Below are 19,157 nucleotides of genomic sequence, written 5' to 3'. Positions count from 1 at the left end.
TGCCGCGAACTCCGCGTCCATCAGAATTTGTCGTCTTCGGTCGGCACCAGGATTTCGCGTTTTCCGGCATGGTTGGCCGGGCCGACAATGCCTTCCTTCTCCATCTTCTCGATGATCGAGGCCGCTCTGTTGTAGCCGATGCCGAGACGCCGCTGGATATAGCTGGTCGAAGCCTTGCCGTCGCGCAGCACCACCGAGACCGCCTGATCGTAGGGGTCGTCGGAATCCTCGAAATTGCCACCGCCGCCGCCGGAGCCGCCCTTGCCGGACGGCTCGTCGTCGTCCTCGCCGTCATCCTCGGTGATGGCGTCGAGATATTCCGGCACGCCCTGCAGCTTCAGGTGTCCGACGATCTTCTCGACCTCGTCGTCGGAGACGAACGGCCCGTGCACACGCTGGATGCGGCCGCCGCCGGCCATGTAGAGCATGTCCCCCATGCCGAGCAGTTGTTCGGCGCCCTGCTCCCCCAGGATGGTGCGGCTGTCGATCTTCGACGTCACCTGGAAGGAGATGCGGGTCGGGAAATTGGCCTTGATGGTGCCGGTGATGACGTCGACCGAGGGACGTTGCGTCGCCATGATGACATGGATGCCGGCGGCGCGCGCCATCTGCGCCAGGCGCTGGACGGCGCCTTCGATGTCCTTGCCGGCGACCATCATCAGGTCGGCCATCTCGTCGATGATGACGACGATATAGGGCATCGGCTCGAGATCGAGATTCTCGGTCTCGTAGATCGCCTCGCCGGTCTGGCGGTCGAAGCCGGTCTGCACGGTGCGCGAGATCCTTTCGCCCTTCTTCTCGGCCTGTTGCACGCGCGCGTTGAACCCGTCGATGTTGCGCACGCCGACCTTGGACATCTTGCGGTAGCGGTCCTCCATCTCGCGCACGGTCCATTTCAGCGCCACGACAGCCTTCTTCGGGTCGGTCACGACGGGCGTGAGCAGATGCGGAATGCCATCATAGACGGAGAGTTCGAGCATCTTCGGGTCGATCATGATCAGCCGGCATTCCTGCGGGGTGAGCCGGTAGAGCAGCGACAGGATCATGGTGTTGATGGCGACCGACTTGCCCGAACCGGTGGTGCCGGCGACCAGCACGTGCGGCATCTTGGCGATGTCGACGATGACCGCCTCGCCATTGATGGTCTTGCCCAGCGCCAGCGCCAGCTTGGCCTTCGTCGTCTCGAAGTCGCGGCTGGCCATGATTTCCCTGAGATAGACGGTCTCGCGCTTGGCATTGGGCAGTTCGATGCCGATGGCGTTGCGGCCCGGGACCACCGCGACGCGGCAGGCGATGGCGCTCATCGAGCGGGCGATGTCGTCGGAGAGGCCGATGACGCGCGATGACTTGATACCAGGCGCGGGTTCGAGCTCGTAAAGAGTGACGACCGGGCCCGGGCGAACGGCGATGATCTCGCCCTTGACGCCGAAATCCTCCAGCACGCCTTCGAGCAGGCGCGCATTCTGCTCCAGCGCGTCCTTGGAAAGACTTGGGTCGCGCGCGACGTTCTTCGGTTCGGACAGGAAATGCAGCGACGGCATTTCGAACGTGTCCGGGCCGATCAGCGAGGTCTGCGCCTCGCGCTGGACGCGGCCGCCCGGAGCCGGACGCGGTGCCGGCGCGGCCACACGCGTGGCGGCGTCGGAGCGGAACTGCTGGACCTTGGCGCCCGGCGACGCGCGGCGCGCGACGACAGGCTCATCGTCGAGATCGACATCGTCCTCGCCGGTTTCGAAACGATCGTCGAAGACATCGTCGTCATCGGGATCGACGGAGACGCTGCGGTCATTGACCATCGCGGCGAAGAATTCCGGTTCGACACGGGCGCGCCCGTCATGGCTCATGCGCTGCTCGGCGAACTCGGCCGACTCGACCCGTTCGGCGGCGCGGCGCCAGGCGCTGGCGCGTGGCTCCATGTCGGGTTCGAACTCGTCGCGCTCCTGCCGGCGGCGCGCCGCGCGGCGATGCATCCACGCGCGGAAGGAAAGCCACCAATGGGTGATGGCGCCGAGCGCCAGTATGCCCTCGTCGCCCTCGTCCTCGTCATTGTCGAACAGAAGCTCGTCCTCGCGCGGTTCCGCGGCGGCCGGTTCTTCCATGACGGCGAAGCCGTTCTTGCGCCCGATCAGCGCGGCGCCATAGGCGAACAGCCAGAGCGCGGGTGCCGCCAGCAACACCGCGAGCACGCTGGCGACCAGACCGGTCGGATAGCCGCCGATCAGGACACCGGGAATCTTGAGCACCATGTCACCGAAGACGCCGCCGAGACCGGTGGGCAGCGGCCAGGTCTTGGGCGGAACGACGCAGCCGGCGATCGCCGCCGCGAGCAGCGCGAAGCCGAACCAGAACAGCCCGCGCTTGGGCATCCGGTCGACGCCGCGCGCCGAAAACAGCAGATAGCCCCAGATGACGGCTGGAACCAGCGCGGCAACGGCGGCAAGCCCGAAGAACTGCATGGCAAGGTCGGAGAAGACCGCGCCGGCATAGCCCATGGCGTTGGTGACGATGTTGGCGGTGGCATGCGAGAAGCTCGGGTCGGCGACGTTCCAGGTCGCCAGGCTGGCGACGGCGAAGGCCGCGAACGCGAACAGGCCGGCGCCGACCAGACGGCCGACCTGGCGCCGCGCGAATGCCTGGATGCCGTGCCCCGTATCGGTCAGCGCGAGCGGTGCTGAAGCCCCTGAACGCATGCTCTTCCCCGTCTGTGCGTGACTGGCCCGAGCGCATGACGCACTCCGGCAGATTCGGACGCCAGACTAGGCGTGGGAAGGTTAAGGGCGCATTAACTATAAGGCTGCCGGCGGCTGTCCTTTGGCATTGCGACCTTCTGGTGCCCGCACAGCACGAAAATGGCGAGCCCTTGTGGCCCGCCATCCATTCGTTGGCTTGGGCCGCGCGTTACTTGCTGGCGCCGCCGAGCATCTTCAAATTGGCGCAGAACTCCGCGTGCGGCTTGCTCATCGCCGCATCTTGGCATTCCTTCATCATGGCGTCCTGCTTCTCCTTCGGCATGGCCATGAAGGCCGCCTTGAACTCCTCCATCGGCTTCATGGTTTTCATGCCGGTATCGGTGAAGAACGGCGCCATATTGTCCGGCTCGTCCAGGGCACCGGCAAATGCAAAGCCGCTGACCATGGAAAGCGCGAGTGCCCCGAGGCAGATATTCTTGAGGTTCATGAGAAAAGTTCCTTCCCTGTGTTTAAAAAACACGAGCGTCAGAACGACGATCGCCCCCATGATTTCGCGGGCAGGGCGGTCGATGTTTCCTCAGGAATCTTCATCACGCGAATGTGATTGCGCAAAGTCAGGTGAAGTCAGAACGGATTTCCAAAAAAGAGGCCCGGAGCGATCCGGGCCTCAAGGCGTGAACTCCTTGCGGGAGCGTCACGACGGGATGCTTTTCAAAGCAATCCGGGAAAAGTGCTTTCGCGGTTTTCCGAATTGCCTGGAAGTATGGGGCCGGCGGGAGGAGGGTTCCGCCGGCCCCGTGGCAAGGATGCCTTACGGCACCACTTCGCCATGCTGGGAAATATCGAGGCCCTCGACCTCTTCCTGGGTCGTCGGACGCAGGCCGACCAGCGCCTTGACGATGTAGAGGATCACGAAGGTGGCGATCGCCGTCCACAGGATGGTGAAGACGATACCGTAGAGCTGCCTGCCGAGCGAAGCGCCCGACGACAGGCTGTTGATCGCCGGATCGGCGAGCACGCCGGTGAGCAACGCACCGACCACGCCGCCGACGCCATGCACGCCGAAGGCGTCGAGCGAGTCGTCATAGCCGAACATGTGCTTCACCTTGACCGCCGAGATGTAGCAGACCACGCCGGCGACGATGCCGACGATGAAGGCGCCGGTCGGGTTGACGAAGCCGGAAGCCGGCGTCACCGCGACGAGGCCGGCGACGGCACCCGAGATGATGCCGAGCACGGAAGGCTTCTTGGCTACGATCCATTCCGCGAACATCCAGGCCAAGGCCGCCGCGGCGGTGGCAACCTGGGTGTTGAGCATGGCAGCGCCCGCGAGGCCGTCGGCCGCCAGTTCCGAACCGGCGTTGAAGCCGAACCAGCCCACCCACAGCAGCGAAGCGCCGATGACCGAGTAGACCAGGTTGTGCGGCGCCATGTTGGTGGTGCCATAGCCTTCACGCTTGCCAAGCACCAGCGCGCAGACGAGACCCGCGACACCGGCATTGATGTGGACGACCGTGCCGCCGGCGAAGTCGAGAACGCCCGCCGCGCCGAGGAAGCCGCCGCCCCAGACCCAATGCGCGATCGGCGCGTAGACGACCAGCAGCCACAGTGCCATGAAGATCAGCAGCGCCGAGAACTTCATGCGTTCGGCGAAGGCGCCAGCAATCAGCGCCGGGGTGATGATGGCGAAGGTCATCTGGAACATCGAGAAGACGAATTCAGGAATGTTCGCCACGCCCGGCGCCCACAGCGTCGACGTGGTGATGCCGTGATGGAAGAATTTCGAGAAGCCGCCGAGATAGGCATTCATGCCGCCGCCGTCGGAAAAGGCCAGCGAATAGCCGAACATGAACCAAAGCACCGTCACCAGGCAGGTGATGGCGAAGCTCTGCATGATAGTGGCGAGCACGTTCTTCTTGCGCACCATGCCGCCGTAGAACAGCGCCAAGCCGGGGATGGTCATCATCAGCACCAGCGCCGTCGAGGTCAGCATCCAGGCGGTGTTGCCCGTATCGAGAACCGGGGTCGGAGCAGCAGCCGGCGCGGCCGCCGCGGCAGCAGGTGCGGCTTCCTGCGCGAAGGCGGCGACGCTGCCCAACGCTGCCAGGGCAAGCGAACCCAGCAGGGCCGCCCGTCCCGTCGTCTTCAAGGTGGAAGGTATGTTCATTGAACTCTCCATTGGAATACGTGTTCGCCGCTCAGAGTGCGTCGGTGTCTGTTTCGCCGGTGCGGATGCGCACCGCCTGGTCGATGCCGAAGACGAAGATCTTGCCGTCGCCGATCTGGCCGGTCTTGGCCGCGGCGGTGATGGCTTCGACGGCCTTGTCGACCGTGTCCGCCGCGACCGCGACCTCGATCTTGATCTTCGGCAGGAAGGAGACCGCGTATTCCGCCCCGCGATAGATTTCCGTATGTCCCTTCTGACGCCCGTAGCCTTTGACTTCGGTGACGGTCAGGCCCTGGATGCCGACGGCGGTAAGCGCTTCGCGTACCTCGTCCAGCTTGAACGGCTTGATGATTGCCATCACGATTTTCATAAGGTTTCACCCTTTGCTGTTGCGGTCCCCCGCGTTTGCACACCTTCACCGATCCCGAGGAGCCGGAGAGTGCCCCCAAGGATTCAAGCTCCGTGCCAAGTGCCGAAGCAGGGTGTTAACCTGTTGTAAACAAAGGGGTTGGAGGGATCGCAGCCAGCAGGTGCCGGGACTCACGCCATACAGTTTGCTCAAAAATTATGCATTTTTCCGAAAGTGCCTAATTTGCCGGCTTCTGCTCAACGCTTGAGCCGGATGAGCCCTTCTTGCGCCATCGAGGCGATCAGCGTGCCGTCGCGGGCATAGAGCGTGCCACGGCTGAAACCACGTGATCCCGAACTCGAGGGACTGTCCTGAGCATAGAGCAGCCAGCCATCAAGCGAATGCGGCCGGTGGAACCACATCGAATGGTCGATGCTGGCGGCCTGGATGTCGGGATCGAACAGGCCCCGCCCGTGCGCGAAGGTCGAGGTGTCGAGCAGCGTCATGTCGGAGAGGTAGGCGAGCAGCACCGACTGCAGCGCGCGGTCATCGGGGACGGGACCGGCCAGGCGGATCCAGACATTCTGTCGGGGCGGCAGCTTATCGCGGCTTTCATAGTGCTGGAGGTTGACTGGCCGCAGTTCTAGTGGCCGCTCGCGCGCCCAGAAACGGCGAACCGCCTCCGGCACCCGATCGGCGGTTTCGAGCAGTTGGCGCTGCGTCTTCAGCCCTTCCGGCGGCGGCACGTCGTCAGGCAGCGCGAACTGATGCTCGAGCCCCTTCTCGTCGACCTGGAACGAGGCCTCCAGCGAAAAGATCGCCTGCCCGTGCTGGATCGCCAGCACGCGCCGCGTGGTGAACGAACCGCCGTCGCGGATACGGTCGACTTCGTAGATGATCGGCACCTTGATGTCGCCCGGGCGCATGAAATAGCCGTGCAGCGAATGCACGAAACGGTCCGGCTCCACCGTCCGCTGCGCCGCCACCAGCGCCTGGGCGATCGTCTGGCCGCCGAACACGCGCTGCCATTCCACCTGGGGGCTGCGACCACGATACAGATTGTGTTCCAGCCTCTCGAGGTCGAGAATGCGCAGAAGCTCGTCGATCGCCGCCGTCATTGTTTTGTGACCTCGCCGCAAAATTGCTATGGCGGTTTCCGACAGGAAGGACGAGCCGTCAAGGGCGCAAGCCCCGCCCGGCACGCCCAAAGGTTGCCGAGAGAAGGAGCCAGGACAATGGAACGCAAGGCGGACGCCAAGACCAGATCCGGGCTCGATGTTCTCGTCGCCGGCGCCGGCTATGTCGGGCTGGCCGCCGCCGTCTCGCTGAAGCAGGCCCGCCCGGGCCTCGCCGTGGCACTGGTCGATGCCGCGCCCGCCGGTTCCTGGCAAAGGGATGGCCGTGCCTCGGCCATCGCCGCGGCCGCCTGCCGCATGCTCGACCAGCTCGGCGTCTGGGCCGAGATCGCGCCTCGGGCGCAGGCGATCACCGAGATGATCATCACCGATTCGCGCAGCGCCGATCCGGTTCGCCCGGTCTTCCTGACCTTCGGCGGCGAGGTGGCGCCCGGCGAACCCTTCGCGCATATGGTCGCCAACAGGGCGTTGAACGGCGCCTTGCGGGCCAAGGCCGAAAAGCTCGGCATCGACATCATCGAAGGCGTGGCGGTGCAAGGTTTTGAGACCAATGGCGCCGGCATCACGGTGCATCTGGCCGACTGCGCCGCCTTGACGGCGCGGCTGCTGGTCGCCGCCGATGGCGTCAATTCGAAACTGCGCGACATGGCCGGCATCAAGACGGTCAAGTGGGAATACGGCCAGTCCGGCATCGTCTGCACCGTGGCGCATGAACGTCCGCATAATGGCCGCGCCGAAGAACACTTTTTACCCGCCGGCCCCTTCGCCACGCTGCCGCTGAAACCCGACGAGGACGGCACCAACCGCTCGTCGATCGTCTGGGTCGAACGGGCGGAGGATGCCAAGGCGCTGGTTGAAGGCGACGATCTCGTCTTCGAGCATGAACTCGAACAGCGCTTCGGTCTCAAGCTGGGAGAGATTCGCGTCGCGGACAAGCCGCGCGCCTGGCCGCTCGGCCTGACCATCGCGCGCGCCTTCGTTGCGCCGCGCGTCGCGCTTGCCGGCGACGCTGCCCACGGCATCCATCCGATCGCCGGCCAGGGCCTCAATCTTGGCTTCAAGGATGTTGCGGCCCTTGCCGAGGTGATCGTCGAGGCCGACCGGCTCGGCCAGGACATCGGCGCGCTCGACGTGCTGGAGCGCTACCAGCAATGGCGCCGTTTCGACACGGTGCAGATGGGCGTCACCACCGATGTGTTGAACCGGCTGTTTTCCAACGACATCACCCCGCTGCGCACCGTGCGCGACATCGGCCTCGGCCTCGTCGAGCGCATGCCGCGCCTGAAGGAGTTCTTCATCCGCCAGGCCTCGGGACTGTCGGCCGGCACGCCGAGACTGCTGAAGGGCGAGGCGATCTGACCGTCTCGCTGACGACGCAGCGGGCGTTTCGCGCCAATCGCCGGGGCCAGCGATCTCAGTTCACCTCGAACCCGAGCTTCTGCCTCAGCCGCAGCATGCGCTGGTCGGGTATCTTCAGGCTCTGCTCTCCGCCCTGAGCCACCCGGTTCAGCATCTGCAGCAGATCGTCCCGTTCGCTCGGATCGAGCTTTTCGCGCAGGAAGGGTGCCAGCTTGTCGATGACGATGGTGGCGTCGTCTATCTGCGTCGCGGCCCACTTGGCATAGACAACCGCCTCGTCGGTCTTCTTCGCCCCGGCCGCGATCTGCGAGATCACCTCGCGAATGACGGCTTCGCGCAGCGGCAGAACCGGCCCGTCTTCCGAAACCATCGCGGTGATCAACGTCGCGGCGGCCACCACCGGATCGTCGATCGCCGTCAACGGCGACAGCGCCGCCTGCTTGCGCAGTTTCTTGCGCCTGATGTTGCCTTGCACGCGCCCGACGACATCGGCGACCTCGCGCGCGGCATCGTTCATCGCCTTCATCCGGTACCACCAGAACGCCGCCGCGCCCAGTGCGCCAAGGATAGCAATCAGGAAAGGCATATCGAACCCCCGAAATCCGGGTGACGATAGGAGAACTATCCCGTTGCTTCAACACGCAAGAGTTGCTTCCGGCGAAGAAAATTCAATTCACGGAAGGTGAAGCTTAGGCGGATAAACAAGCTTTGCTCACGTGCCGCAAGCAAGGCCGGTCATGACTATGATCCCGGTATGTCGTAGATCGCCCGAACCTCGACCGTGCCGAGTTCGGCCAGCGGAATGCCGGCGGCGATGTCCAGCGCCTCATCGAGAGTGCCGGCCTCGACCATCACGAAGCCGAGCAATTGTTCCTTGGTCTCCGCGAAGGGACCATCGGTGACCAGGCGCTTGCCCTTGCGCCGCCGCACCGACTTCGACGTCCCCACCGATTGCAGCGCCTGCGCGATGATCAGCTTGCCTTGCTGATCCAGCGACCTGTCATAGGCGAGCGAATCGGCGTCGAGCTTGGCCCCGCGTTCCGCGGTCAGTGCATGGAGGTCTTTTTCCTTACCATAGACGAGCAAGACATATTTCATTTCATGCTCCCTTCCTCTGACGAACCATAGGATGCGGCCACAACCATGTCAGTCTTGCCCGCGGCCGCATGATCGAGAAGGCATGCCGCGGCCACAATGATGGCAACCGCCGCCAGCAGCCGGCCAAAGCCGGCGGATTCAGCCAGAAGTCCTCCTGTCGCTCAGGCCCGCGACCCGGGTTCTTCCATAGCGCGAAAAACAGATTCTCCATGAAAACCTCCATCAGGCCACAACCCCGTGACCACCCGCAGGACGGACGCCTCGGACGGAAGCCGACATTTTTGCGCGCATATTTTTTCGCAAGGGAAGGGGCCGTCATTGTGCCGTGGTGCAAACAGCGCAGTGGTCTTCGCGCACGCCCGCGCTATAGTTGACCGGACGCCGGCTCACCCGAGACAAATTCACGACAACCCAGGAGGACTCCATGGACCGCACCGCAAACGCCGTCTGGAAAGGCAATCTGAAAGAGGGCAAGGGTACGCTTGACACCCAGAGCGGAACCTTGAAGGGCACGCCCTATTCGTTCAAGGCGCGTTTCGAGGACGAAAGCGGCAAGTCCGGCACCAATCCGGAAGAGCTGATCGCCGCCGCCCATGCCGGCTGCTACGCCATGCAGCTGTCGCATTTCCTGGCCGAGAACGGCACGCCGGCGCAAGAGCTCGACGCCAAGGCGGTGGTCACCCTGGTTCCCGGCACAGGCATCACCGGCAGCGCGATCACGCTGGTCGGCAAGGTGCCCGGCATCGATGCGGCGAAATTCAAGGAGCTGGCCGAGAAGGCCAAGGCCGAATGCCCGGTCTCCAAGGCGCTCGGAGCGATCAAGGTTTCGCTCGACGCCAGGCTTGGCTGAGATTGCGGCATCCCGTGTGAAATCCGGCGCGCATGGTCGCGCCGGGCACGTTAATCAGAGAAGAGGGCTAAGCGCCCAGGGCGTCAAGCCGGGCGCGCAGAGCCGCGACTTCCTGCTCCAGCGCTTCCACCCTGGCTTCAAGGTCGGAAACGGGCACGGCCGAAGCACCGCGTTGCGCGGATAGTGCAGCCACGTCCACAGGCCCGGCAAGCAGATGCACATAGCGGTCCTCGCGCTGGCCCGGTCCGCGCGGGATTTCCTGGATCAGCGCCGGCCGCCGGCCGATCAGCATGTCGAGTTCAGCGCGCAGATCCTCGATCGACGAGAACCGCGCCATGCGTTCGCTCCGCGCCAACAGCTCATGCGCCGTCTGCGGTCCGCGCAGCAAGAGCAGGCCAAGCAAGGCGGTCTGCGGCGTGGTCAGCGAAAAGCGCTGCGCCATCTGATGCTCGTAGCGCTCGACGCGCGAACCGAACATCTGCCGCACAAGTCCCTTCTGCTCGAGCAGCTTCAGCGCCCTGTGCACCTCCGTCTGTTCCAGCGCCATGACAGGCTCGCGCGCCGTCTTCTGGTTGGCGGCGGCAAGTGCCGCATTGAGCGTCAGCGGATAAACATCAGGCGTCAGCTCCTTCTTCTCGATCAGGCAGCCAAGCACGCGCGCTTCGACGGGAGAGAGGATGGGAAGATCGGAGTCGGTCATTGATACTTATTCGCTGTTGTCGGCGCTGATGATTTTGACAGACATCAAGGCGTTGCGACAGGGCAGAACGCCATCGCTACATGTACCTGAGCCGCTGTACCGCCGCTCAAGCATCATCTTCCTGGTTCCGACGCTCGCGTCGGCATTAATGTGCATCGGCCCTGGGCGCCACAGCCGTCCGCACTGGTTTCAGCTGCCAGAATGATCTGACGAGCACATCCTCGGCATGGATCGCATCATCAAACTCAGCCTGTCCAAGGACCTGGACCATCGCCGGCCGATCCCGGAGCAACGAAACGCCAAAGGCAGCCTGGCCATTCACCAGCGGCAGGCCTAACGCGTCCAGAATTGTGGGAAATATGTCGATCGTGCCTGAGAGTCCGGTGTACGTTTTGGCGGGAACGCCGTCGCCCGATACAGAGAAGAAGTTGCGTCGCTCGTATTTGTTCAGAATGTCCGTCACCGTGCTCGGCGCGGAAAGGTGATCGCTTTGCAGCGCCAGAACGGTGTCCTTCATCAGGCCTTCGGCCTCGGCTTCGTGAAGGAAATCCGCGATGAGCATGTTCGTGCATTTCACGGCATGGAGAATGTTGGGGGACCGGGAAGGAAGTCCCGTCTTGCCGATGCATTTTTCGGTCAGGTAGCCGTCCATCGCATGTCCACCACTGACGGCGATCGTCAGCGAGAACGGCTTGCCGTCTCGCTGCGCGCGCCGCAAAACGTCGAGGCTCATATTCAGAACCTGGGCGTCGTCGGCGCCGAATGAGCTGCCGGGCCCGCCGACAGCGGCCACGACTTCCGGTCCCCCAAAAAGCGACGAGTAGCCGTGGGTGGCATAGAAAGATCCCTGACCGGTGAAGTCGAGCGGCCAGCCCGAAATGAAATTCTGCCGATAACCCCGCGCCTTCAGAACGTCTCCCAGGCAGGTCAGGCCTGGCAGGAATTGCGAATTCTCCTCCAGATACTGGCGCGTCGTGAAATACGTCATCAGCAACGGCGTTCCGCAGTTCGCCGCCACCATCCCGGCCATGGAGTTGTTGGTGTAGGCAAGCTGGACCATATTGGTCGCCGAAAGGCCACGCCTGTCGAATTCGAGCAGCGGGTCCATGACATCGCCGAACTCGGCCTCGTTCATGTAGGTGCGCTCGGCGCTTTCGATGAAAATATGAATGAGGTTCCTTGGCGCAACGGTCACGGACGCCGTTCCAGCCTCCGGCTTTGTCAAGGAAGTGACATCGACGAACCGCTTGGACAGGAAATCGTGCAGCGGGTTGGGATGGATCGCTGCGGCGATCGGACGTGTCAGCATCGGATTTGCCGCCAGGAAGAACACCATCAAGGCAACGTCCAATCCTCTTGTGAGCGTGCCACGTGCCTTCAGCGCGCCAAGACCGAAAAGAACCAATAAAATGATCAGTATCGTGCTGCCGGTATTCATCAGGTATTCAAAAACGACACCGGGCGTCAGGATGCCCGCATCGACATGCATGAGCATCGCACCCCAATCAAAGTAGCCGAAGACACTTTCGAGATAGACATACACAAGGAAGAAAAGGCCAGGAAGGAGCGAGAAATAGACCTTGAGCCATCCGCTTTTTGGCTGATCCCTTTTGTCCTGGAGGTGATCCAGCAACACAAGCGCGAGCAAAATCCCCAGGCCGAGGGCCACGAGCAGCCCCTTCTCCTGAAAATAGATCAGCGACACAAGCCAAGTGAGCGATCCCACTGTTGCGACGCTGATCAATGGACCAGATACCCAGTAGCGATTCATGATGAAGCCGTCCATCACTTTGCACCCGAGCAACGCTCTGGAAAGCAGATATCGAGGATCGCTTAAAACTATACTAAGGCAATGCGGTGTTATTCCGGGTATAGACGGTTGATTATTTGAGAAATAACTAATATACGCAGCGAGAAAATGTCCCCGGTCCTGCCGAGTGACATGCTTGGAAACAATGATGGTGGCGTTCGGCGCGCGTCAGCAATTGATCCGCAGTCAGCGGCCTACGCCACAAGAACAGGCAAGGTGAGACGGACTGTGCGGCCGCGACAATCGCTGCGCCATCTGATGCTTATAGCGCTCGATGCACGGGTCCAATTTCTGCCGCACGAGCCATTCTGCTCAGGCACTTGGAATGCCCGAGGCATCAGCGCCGTCACCGGCGCGCGCGTCGTCCTTTGGTTGGCTGCGGGATGCATCACATTGAGAGTTGGCGGATTCGGCGTTTCGACCAGACAACTGCCTTGGGAGCCGCTAAACCCTTCCCTCCTCCATCACCTTCTTCATCTCGGCAGCCGTGTCGCCGAAGGCGCAAAAAAGAGAAACCGATCGCCGTCAGACGCGCCGCTCCACCATCATCTTCTTGATCTCGGCGATCGCCTTCGCCGGGTTCAGCCCCTTCGGGCAGGTCTGGGCGCAGTTCATGATGGTGTGGCAGCGGTAGAGCCGGAACGGGTCTTCGAGATTGTCGAGCCGTTCCCCCTTGGCCTCGTCGCGGCTGTCGATCAGCCAGCGATAGGCCTGCAGCAACGTCGCCGGGCCGAGATAGCGGTCGCCGTTCCACCAGTAGCTCGGACATGAGGTGGAGCAGCAGGCGCACAGGATGCATTCGTAGAGCCCGTCGAGCTTTTCGCGATCCTCATGGCTCTGCAGCCATTCCTTGGCCGGCGTCGGCGACACCGTCTTCAGCCACGGCTCGATCGAGGCGTGCTGGGCGTAGAAATTGGTGAGGTCCGGCACCAGGTCCTTGATCACGGGCATATGCGGCAGCGGATAGATCTTGACCGCGCCGGAAATGTCGTCGCAGCCCTTGGTGCAGGCCAGCGTATTGGAGCCGTCGATGTTCATGGCGCAGGAACCGCAAATGCCTTCGCGGCAGGAGCGGCGCAGGGTCAGCGTCGGGTCGATCTTGTTCTTGATCCAGAGCAGCGCGTCTAGCACCATCGGCCCGCAATCGTCCATGTCGACGAAATAGGTGTCGATGCGGGGGTTCTCGTCATCGTCGGGCGACCAGCGATAGATGCGGTATTCCCGCAGGTTGGTGGCACCCTCCGGCTTCGGCCAGGTCTTGCCCTGCTGGACCTTCGAATTCTTGGGGAGCGTGAGTTCGACCATTACCTCAGGTCCTTTCGGATGACGAGCTTCAGCCCGGACCAGATTTCATTCACGGCGGCGACCTTGACGTCGACAAGATCGAGCTTGAGCGCTTCGGCGCGGACAACGCCCTCGGTGACATCGGAGGCCACCTTGGAGGCCTTCTTCGGCCAGGACACCCAGACCATGCCGTCGCGCTTGATCGCCGCCTCGACGGTGCCGAGGCGATCCTCGATCTCGGCGCGCTGTCGGGTGAAAGCGTGGACGGCGTCGTATTTCAGCACCGCGCCCGAAATCTCGGACCATTCGGCGAGCCGATCGACCTCGGCGAAATCGACGGCTTCGGTGAGGTCCGCGAGTTCGGACGGCAGCGCGATGAAAGCGGCAACCATGCCGTCCTTCAGGCCGAGCTTGGCCGGAAGGGGCGTGCCGGAATATCCCGCCGCCATCGCCATCGTCAGTACACCCTGGCCTTCGGCGCGATCTTGGCGAGGCTGATGCCGCCGTCCTTTTCGGCCACCAGCGGCTCGGTGTGCACCGGCCGGTAGGTCAGCGTCACCTTGCCGTCCTCGCTCAGATGAGCCAGCGTGTGCTTGCGCCAAGTGGCGTCGTCGCGGGCGGAGAAATCCTCGCGCGCATGCGCGCCACGGCTCTCCTTGCGCGCCTCGGCGCCATAGACGGTGGTGATGGCGTTGGCCATCAGGTTTTCCAGTTCCAGCGTCTCGACCAGGTCCGAATTCCAGATCATCGAGCGGTCGAAGACCTTGACGTCCTTGAGCTCGGTCCAGATTTCCGAAATGCGCTTGCAACCGTTTTCCAGCGATTCCTGCGTGCGGAACACGGCTGCGTCCTCCTGCATCGCCTTCTGCATCTTCTCACGCAACACCGCCGTCGGCGTCGAGCCATTGGCGTGGCGCAGCCGGTCGAAGCGGTCCATGATCCTGTCGACCGAAGCCTGGTTGGGCGACGGGATCGCCGCCTTGCGGTCGATGACCTGACCGGCGCGAATCGCCGCCGCGCGGCCGAACACCACCAGGTCGATCAGCGAGTTCGAGCCCAGCCGGTTGGCGCCGTGCACGGAGGCGCAGCCGGCCTCGCCGACCGCCATCAGGCCGGGCGAGACCCGGTCGGGGTTTTCGGCGGTCGGGTTCAGCACCTCGCCCCAGTAATTGGTCGGCACGCCGCCCATATTGTAGTGCACCGTCGGCAGCACCGGGATCGGCTCCTTGGCCAGATCGACGCCGGCGAAGATTTTTGCCGATTCCGAAATGCCCGGAAGCCTTTCGTGCAGCACCGCCGGATCGAGATGATCGAGGTGAAGGAAGATGTGGTCCTTGTTCTTGCCGACGCCACGGCCCTCGCGGATCTCCAGCGTCATGCAGCGCGAGACGACGTCGCGCGAGGCGAGGTCCTTGGCCGACGGCGCGTAGCGCTCCATGAAGCGCTCGCCCTCGGAGTTGACGAGGTAGCCGCCCTCGCCGCGCGCGCCCTCGGTGATCAGGCAGCCGGCGCCGTAAATGCCGGTCGGATGGAACTGCACGAACTCCATGTCCTGCAAGGGCAGTCCGGCCCGAGCCGCCATGCCGCCGCCGTCGCCGGTGCAGGTATGCGCCGAGGTGGCGGAGAAATAGGCGCGCCCATAGCCGCCGGTCGCCAGCACCACCATCTTGGCCGAGAAGCGGTGGATGGTGCCGTCGTCGAGATTCCAGGCCACGACGCCGGTGCAGGTGCCGTCGGGCTCCATGATCAGGTCGAGCGCGAAATACTCGATGAAGAACTGCGCGTTGTTCTTCAAGGACTGGCCGTAAAGCGTGTGCAGGATGGCGTGGCCGGTGCGGTCGGCGGCGGCGCAGGTGCGCTGCACGGGCGGGCCGTCGCCATAGTTCATCATGTGGCCGCCGAACGGCCGCTGGTAGATCTTGCCCTCTTCGGTGCGCGAGAACGGCACGCCGTAATGTTCGAGCTCGTAGACCGCCGCCGGTGCCTCGCGCACCATGTATTCCATGGCATCGACATCGCCCAGCCAGTCAGACCCCTTGACGGTGTCGTACATGTGCCACTGCCAGGAATCCGGGCCCATGTTGGACAGCGAGGCGGCGATGCCGCCTTGCGCGGCGACCGTATGCGAGCGCGTCGGAAACACTTTGGTGATGCAGGCGGTGCGCAAGCCCTGTTCGGCCATGCCGAGCGTGGCGCGCAGGCCGGCCCCCCCGGCGCCGACGATGACCACGTCGAACTTGTGGTCGACAAAGGTGTAGCCCGCCGTGCCGGCTGATTTCGTGTCCTGGGCCAAGACTTCAGCCTCCGAATGCCAGTTTCAGCAGGGCGAAGAGCGAGGCGACGCCGACCGCTATGGTGAAGAATGTATTGAGGGCGATCAACGCCAGCTTCATGCCTTCGCCATGCACATAGTCCTCGATGATCACCTGCATGCCGATCCGCATGTGATAGAGCGGCGAGATGAGCACCAGGGCCATCACCAGGGCCACGAACGGGTTGGCGAGCGCTGCCCGTACCTGCGCATAGCCGGCGCCGTTGAGCGCGATCAGAAAGCCGGTGAAAAACAGGATCAGCGGGATGTTGGCGATCGCCGTCAGTCGCTGGCGCCAGAAATGTCCGGTGCCCTCGCGGGCCGAGCCCAGGCCGCGCACCCTGGCGAGCGGGGTGCGCATGTCCGTGTTTTTCGCACTCATCACAAAGCTCCCCGCGCCATGTAGCCGGCGATCCAGATCAAGAGCGTGAGCGGAACCGAGCCGGCAAGCGTCGCCCAGGCGATCTTCGAGGCCGTGTGCTTTTCAAGACCGGCGCCGGTGTCCCAGATCAGATGGCGGACACCGCCCAGCATGTGATGCATCAGCGCCCAGGTGTAGCCAAACAGGATGAACCGGCCGAGCCAGGTGCCGAAGGCCCAGTTCACCCAGTCGAAGGCACCCTGCGAACTTGCCGCCGCCATCAGCCAGACGGCGACCAGCAACGTGCCGAAATACAGCGCGCCGCCGGTGATGCGATGGACGATCGACATCGTCATTGTGATCGGCGGCCGGTAGACGCTCAGGTGCGGCGAAAGCGGCCTTTCGCGTCTGGCTTGGGTGGCTGGTGATTTGCTCATGGCTGCCCCAGTTCGGCGTCTCCCGCCTCAGGTGGAAATGCGGCGTTGCCGCTTCCGGTTGTGACTTCGGACAGCCGGTTTCTAATGCTCTTTTTGCACCGCGTCAAAGCCAGAAAACCGTTTCGAAAACGTAATTTAGTCTGACTAAAAGGCCGCATGCGGCTTCAATCGATTAGCGACTCAACACCCCAAGCCGGCTCGATATCGCTGCAGTGCAGCATGTCTGGCCCAGGGCGCTGCCGTGCCGGGATTTGCGTCAGCGGGTGCAGGTCTGCGGCGTCGACCCTCTCTTCATCACCAGCGCCTCGCGTCCGTCGATCACGATTGCGTCATGCGTCACCGCCTGGTAGCGGCTGCTCTGGTTGGCAGGCGACGCCGCGAACTCCTCGGTGGCGCCTTCCTGTCCCACCACGCGCAGCGACGTTCCGAGATTCTGGATGGTGATCGTGCCGCCATTGCCGCATCTGTAGGTGGCCGTGCCCGTGGTGATACGCGGCGCGGTAAGGTCCGTGGTTATCTTGGTCGCCGGTGGCGCCGGCTGCTGCGGGGCAGGAACAGCTGGCGACACCACCGGGGGCACCGCGTTCGCTGCCTTGGGTGCCCCGCCTTCCGGCACGCAGGCACCTGCCGCCAGAAGCAGCGGAATGACGAACGAGACCCGAACCTGTCGGCCAGACATCATGTGCTGCCCCCTCTCATGCGCGGGCACGCTAGCCACGCGGCGCGTCAATATCAAGTTCACCCGGGATTCGACCAGGCCACGCGGCCGCTCTGAAAATCGGCGGCTCGAACGCGGTCGCAGCAAAAATTAACCATGTTCATTAAGAAACGGCCATCTAGCCGCGCCTCCTCTTAACAAAGGTTAAGAAAGGGTTAATTTCCGATTCGGACCAGATCGGGGCGCGGTCTCTCTCGCGCCGGCAAAGGAGAGCGACATGGCTTCCAAATCAGTGCGTTCCAAATCAGTGCGGACCAAATCAGTGCGGACAAGCCTCGCGGCCGTCACGCTGGCGGCACTTGCGGTTGTGTTGGTGGCGCCGGCACAAGCCGGCATGCGGCACCATGACCGCGTCTACGCCGATTCGTTCGGCAATCTCGTCATTGACAGCGCCGCCGGCTACAAGCGCATCATCGTCGGCGAAGGCAAGCTGGCCAAGCAACTGTCGGACTACACCAGCGCCGGCCAGCCCAAGGTGGTCTACCAGAACGAATCCGACGACATATCGGGCGACGGCGACTGCTATCGCGCGCCCGTATTCGTCAAGGGCCGCTCCTATATGTACGGCCTTTCCGAAGGCGAGATGCCGCAGCTCAGCCCCTGCCGCTGATACGGGCCAGGCCGGCTTTTACCACGGCCAGCCCATCGGCCGGCCCCGTGGAGACACGCACGCAGTCGCGCCCGGCATTCTTTGCCAGGTAAAGCGCTTCATCCGCACGCCGCATCAGGTCGGAGACACCCTCGCCCGCGTGAAGTTCGGCAATGCCGAAGCTCGACGTGCAGCGGCTGTCGGCCGGCAGCCCGTTGACGGCCAACGCCCCGAATGCGTTGCGGGTGCCTTCCGCGAACAGTCGGGCGGCTGCGAGATTGGCTCCCGTCAGGATAACGGCGAATTCCTCGCCGCCGATGCGGCCGACCACGTGGTGGGCCTCGGCCGCCTCTCGCAGCAGGCCGGCGAAGGCCTCGATCACCCGGTCGCCGGAGGCATGGCCGAAGCTGTCATTGATGGTCTTGAAATGATCGAGATCGGCAATGACGATTGCCACCGGCATGCCGATGCGCGTGGCGCCGTGCACGGCCAGTTCCGCGTGCCGTGTGAAGCCGCCACGGTTGAGCAGGCCCGACAGCGTATCCACTTCCGACTTCGACGTCGCGTCGGCAAGCACGTCGCGGACCAGAACGGCCAGCATCAGCAGCGCCAGCGCCAGCGCGAAGACCGTGCCGAGCGATTGCGACACCAGCGCGTAATTACTTTGCAGATAGGCCTGCGGATTGGCGCCCCAGCCGCCGAGCGCATGCGCGATGAACGGCTTTGAGGCAAATTGCAGCCCGCTGGCCGCCAGCACCGCCATCAGGATCAGATCGAGCCGACCCCGGCTTTGCCTCGACCGCCAGACGATTCCCAGGCCGACGAACTGCATGACGGCGTAGGGAAGCTGGTAGGCCATCATGCGGGTAAGCGACTGGCGCGGCAGATCCTGCACGAAATGGACCGCGATGGTGGCGGCGACCAGGAAGAACAGCATCGGCGTCCAGGGCGGCGCCACGCCGTATTTGCGGGCAAGCCCGCCATTGAAGGCAATGGTGGCGCCAAGGAAAACGGCGAAGGCGGCAACCACCGGAAGCCGCGCGTCACTGAAGGCGGGAATGCTGAATTCGATGGCCGAATAGGCCATGCCCAGGACGTAGCCCGCCGCCAACCAGCGCGCCGGCGCGCGGCCGACCTCGTGGAAGGAGACCGCCATGAAGGATGCCGCCAGCAGGCCGGCAACCGCCAGGTTGATCAACAGGATGAAGTTGGCGCCGCTCATATATCCTCAAACCCCCGCCGACAGCTAACCATCGACGGGCGAAAAAGACGTTAACGCCAGGCGCGGACGCCCGCGG

At 63.6% G+C, this 19,157-nt stretch carries 19 protein-coding genes; 3 read left to right on the top strand and 16 right to left on the bottom strand.

Annotated features, from left to right (window positions below):
* Nucleotides 1-20: 20 nt before the first annotated feature.
* The 5 genes from LB564_RS09990 to tesB form a co-directional block, all read right to left on the bottom strand.
* A complete protein-coding gene (locus LB564_RS09990; RefSeq protein WP_224537187.1) occupies nucleotides 21-2,690 on the bottom strand; it encodes an FtsK/SpoIIIE family DNA translocase in 2,670 nt (889 codons plus the stop codon).
* A 208-nt stretch (nucleotides 2,691-2,898) separates the two neighbouring features.
* The gene (locus LB564_RS09985) at nucleotides 2,899-3,177 is read right to left on the bottom strand and encodes a hypothetical protein (protein WP_140710157.1); all 279 of its coding nucleotides are present in this window, start codon (nucleotides 3,175-3,177) and stop codon (nucleotides 2,899-2,901) included.
* Nucleotides 3,178-3,501: 324 nt separating this feature from the next.
* Nucleotides 3,502-4,857, bottom strand: coding sequence for an ammonium transporter (locus LB564_RS09980; protein WP_224537185.1), 1,356 nt, complete (start codon nucleotides 4,855-4,857; stop codon nucleotides 3,502-3,504).
* 31 nt (nucleotides 4,858-4,888) lie between these two features.
* Nucleotides 4,889-5,227 (bottom strand): P-II family nitrogen regulator, encoded by a 339-nt coding sequence (locus tag LB564_RS09975; RefSeq protein WP_140710161.1) that lies wholly within the window; start codon nucleotides 5,225-5,227, stop codon nucleotides 4,889-4,891.
* A 236-nt stretch (nucleotides 5,228-5,463) separates the two neighbouring features.
* Nucleotides 5,464-6,324 (bottom strand): acyl-CoA thioesterase II, encoded by an 861-nt coding sequence (gene tesB, locus LB564_RS09970; protein WP_224537182.1) that lies wholly within the window; start codon nucleotides 6,322-6,324, stop codon nucleotides 5,464-5,466.
* Between the two features lie 117 nt (nucleotides 6,325-6,441).
* On the opposite strand from tesB, the gene LB564_RS09965 reads away from it, so the two are divergent.
* Nucleotides 6,442-7,701 carry a ubiquinone biosynthesis hydroxylase gene (locus LB564_RS09965; RefSeq protein WP_224537180.1) on the top strand — a complete coding sequence of 420 codons (1,260 nt, stop codon included), beginning with the start codon at nucleotides 6,442-6,444 and terminating at the stop codon, nucleotides 7,699-7,701.
* A gap of 55 nt (nucleotides 7,702-7,756) precedes the next feature.
* On the opposite strand, the gene LB564_RS09960 is transcribed toward LB564_RS09965, so the two are convergent.
* Together LB564_RS09960 and LB564_RS09955 are read right to left on the bottom strand one after the other, a co-directional pair.
* Nucleotides 7,757-8,287 (bottom strand): hypothetical protein, encoded by a 531-nt coding sequence (locus tag LB564_RS09960; RefSeq protein ID WP_224537178.1) that lies wholly within the window; start codon nucleotides 8,285-8,287, stop codon nucleotides 7,757-7,759.
* 155 nt (nucleotides 8,288-8,442) lie between these two features.
* Nucleotides 8,443-8,799, bottom strand: a complete 357-nt coding sequence (locus LB564_RS09955) for a YciI family protein (protein WP_224537176.1) — start codon at nucleotides 8,797-8,799, stop codon at nucleotides 8,443-8,445.
* A 424-nt stretch (nucleotides 8,800-9,223) separates the two neighbouring features.
* On the opposite strand from LB564_RS09955, the gene LB564_RS09950 reads away from it, so the two are divergent.
* The gene (locus tag LB564_RS09950) at nucleotides 9,224-9,649 is read left to right on the top strand and encodes an OsmC family protein (RefSeq protein ID WP_224537174.1); all 426 of its coding nucleotides are present in this window, start codon (nucleotides 9,224-9,226) and stop codon (nucleotides 9,647-9,649) included.
* A 67-nt stretch (nucleotides 9,650-9,716) separates the two neighbouring features.
* On the opposite strand, the gene LB564_RS09945 is transcribed toward LB564_RS09950, so the two are convergent.
* The 8 genes from LB564_RS09945 to LB564_RS09910 all read right to left on the bottom strand — a co-directional run bounded on the left by LB564_RS09945 (nucleotide 9,717) and on the right by LB564_RS09910 (nucleotide 17,234).
* Complete coding sequence (locus LB564_RS09945) at nucleotides 9,717-10,349, bottom strand: YceH family protein (protein WP_224537172.1); 633 nt, start codon at nucleotides 10,347-10,349, stop codon at nucleotides 9,717-9,719.
* A 145-nt stretch (nucleotides 10,350-10,494) separates the two neighbouring features.
* Complete coding sequence (locus LB564_RS09940) at nucleotides 10,495-12,135, bottom strand: sulfatase-like hydrolase/transferase (protein WP_224537169.1); 1,641 nt, start codon at nucleotides 12,133-12,135, stop codon at nucleotides 10,495-10,497.
* Between the two features lie 549 nt (nucleotides 12,136-12,684).
* Nucleotides 12,685-13,464, bottom strand: a complete 780-nt coding sequence (locus LB564_RS09935; protein ID WP_224537167.1) for a succinate dehydrogenase iron-sulfur subunit — start codon at nucleotides 13,462-13,464, stop codon at nucleotides 12,685-12,687.
* Nucleotides 13,464-13,898, bottom strand: coding sequence for a DUF3052 domain-containing protein (locus LB564_RS09930; protein ID WP_224537165.1), 435 nt, complete (start codon nucleotides 13,896-13,898; stop codon nucleotides 13,464-13,466). The genes LB564_RS09935 and LB564_RS09930 overlap by 1 nt, the downstream gene beginning before the upstream one ends.
* 2 nt (nucleotides 13,899-13,900) lie before the next feature.
* Complete coding sequence (gene sdhA, locus LB564_RS09925) at nucleotides 13,901-15,736, bottom strand: succinate dehydrogenase flavoprotein subunit (protein ID WP_224537163.1); 1,836 nt, start codon at nucleotides 15,734-15,736, stop codon at nucleotides 13,901-13,903.
* Nucleotides 15,737-15,740: 4 nt separating this feature from the next.
* The gene (gene sdhD / locus LB564_RS09920; RefSeq protein ID WP_023771889.1) at nucleotides 15,741-16,136 is read right to left on the bottom strand and encodes a succinate dehydrogenase, hydrophobic membrane anchor protein; all 396 of its coding nucleotides are present in this window, start codon (nucleotides 16,134-16,136) and stop codon (nucleotides 15,741-15,743) included.
* Entirely contained in the window at nucleotides 16,136-16,552 is a 417-nt protein-coding gene (gene sdhC / locus LB564_RS09915; protein WP_224537160.1) for a succinate dehydrogenase, cytochrome b556 subunit, read from the bottom strand. The genes sdhD and sdhC overlap by 1 nt, the downstream gene beginning before the upstream one ends.
* A gap of 256 nt (nucleotides 16,553-16,808) precedes the next feature.
* Entirely contained in the window at nucleotides 16,809-17,234 is a 426-nt protein-coding gene (locus LB564_RS09910; protein ID WP_224537158.1) for a hypothetical protein, read from the bottom strand.
* A 253-nt stretch (nucleotides 17,235-17,487) separates the two neighbouring features.
* Between LB564_RS09910 and LB564_RS09905 the strand changes: the two genes are divergently transcribed.
* A complete protein-coding gene (locus LB564_RS09905) occupies nucleotides 17,488-17,880 on the top strand; it encodes a hypothetical protein (protein WP_263491080.1) in 393 nt (130 codons plus the stop codon).
* On the opposite strand, the gene LB564_RS09900 is transcribed toward LB564_RS09905, so the two are convergent.
* Complete coding sequence (locus LB564_RS09900) at nucleotides 17,864-19,081, bottom strand: sensor domain-containing diguanylate cyclase (RefSeq protein ID WP_224537156.1); 1,218 nt, start codon at nucleotides 19,079-19,081, stop codon at nucleotides 17,864-17,866. The two genes, LB564_RS09905 and LB564_RS09900, sit on opposite strands and share 17 nt — an antisense overlap.
* Nucleotides 19,082-19,157: the final 76 nt, after the last annotated feature.

This window comes from Mesorhizobium sp. ES1-6 (assembly GCF_020164775.1).
Taxonomy (GTDB): domain Bacteria; phylum Pseudomonadota; class Alphaproteobacteria; order Rhizobiales; family Rhizobiaceae; genus Mesorhizobium.
This window is presented reverse-complemented; position numbering and strand designations above follow the sequence as displayed.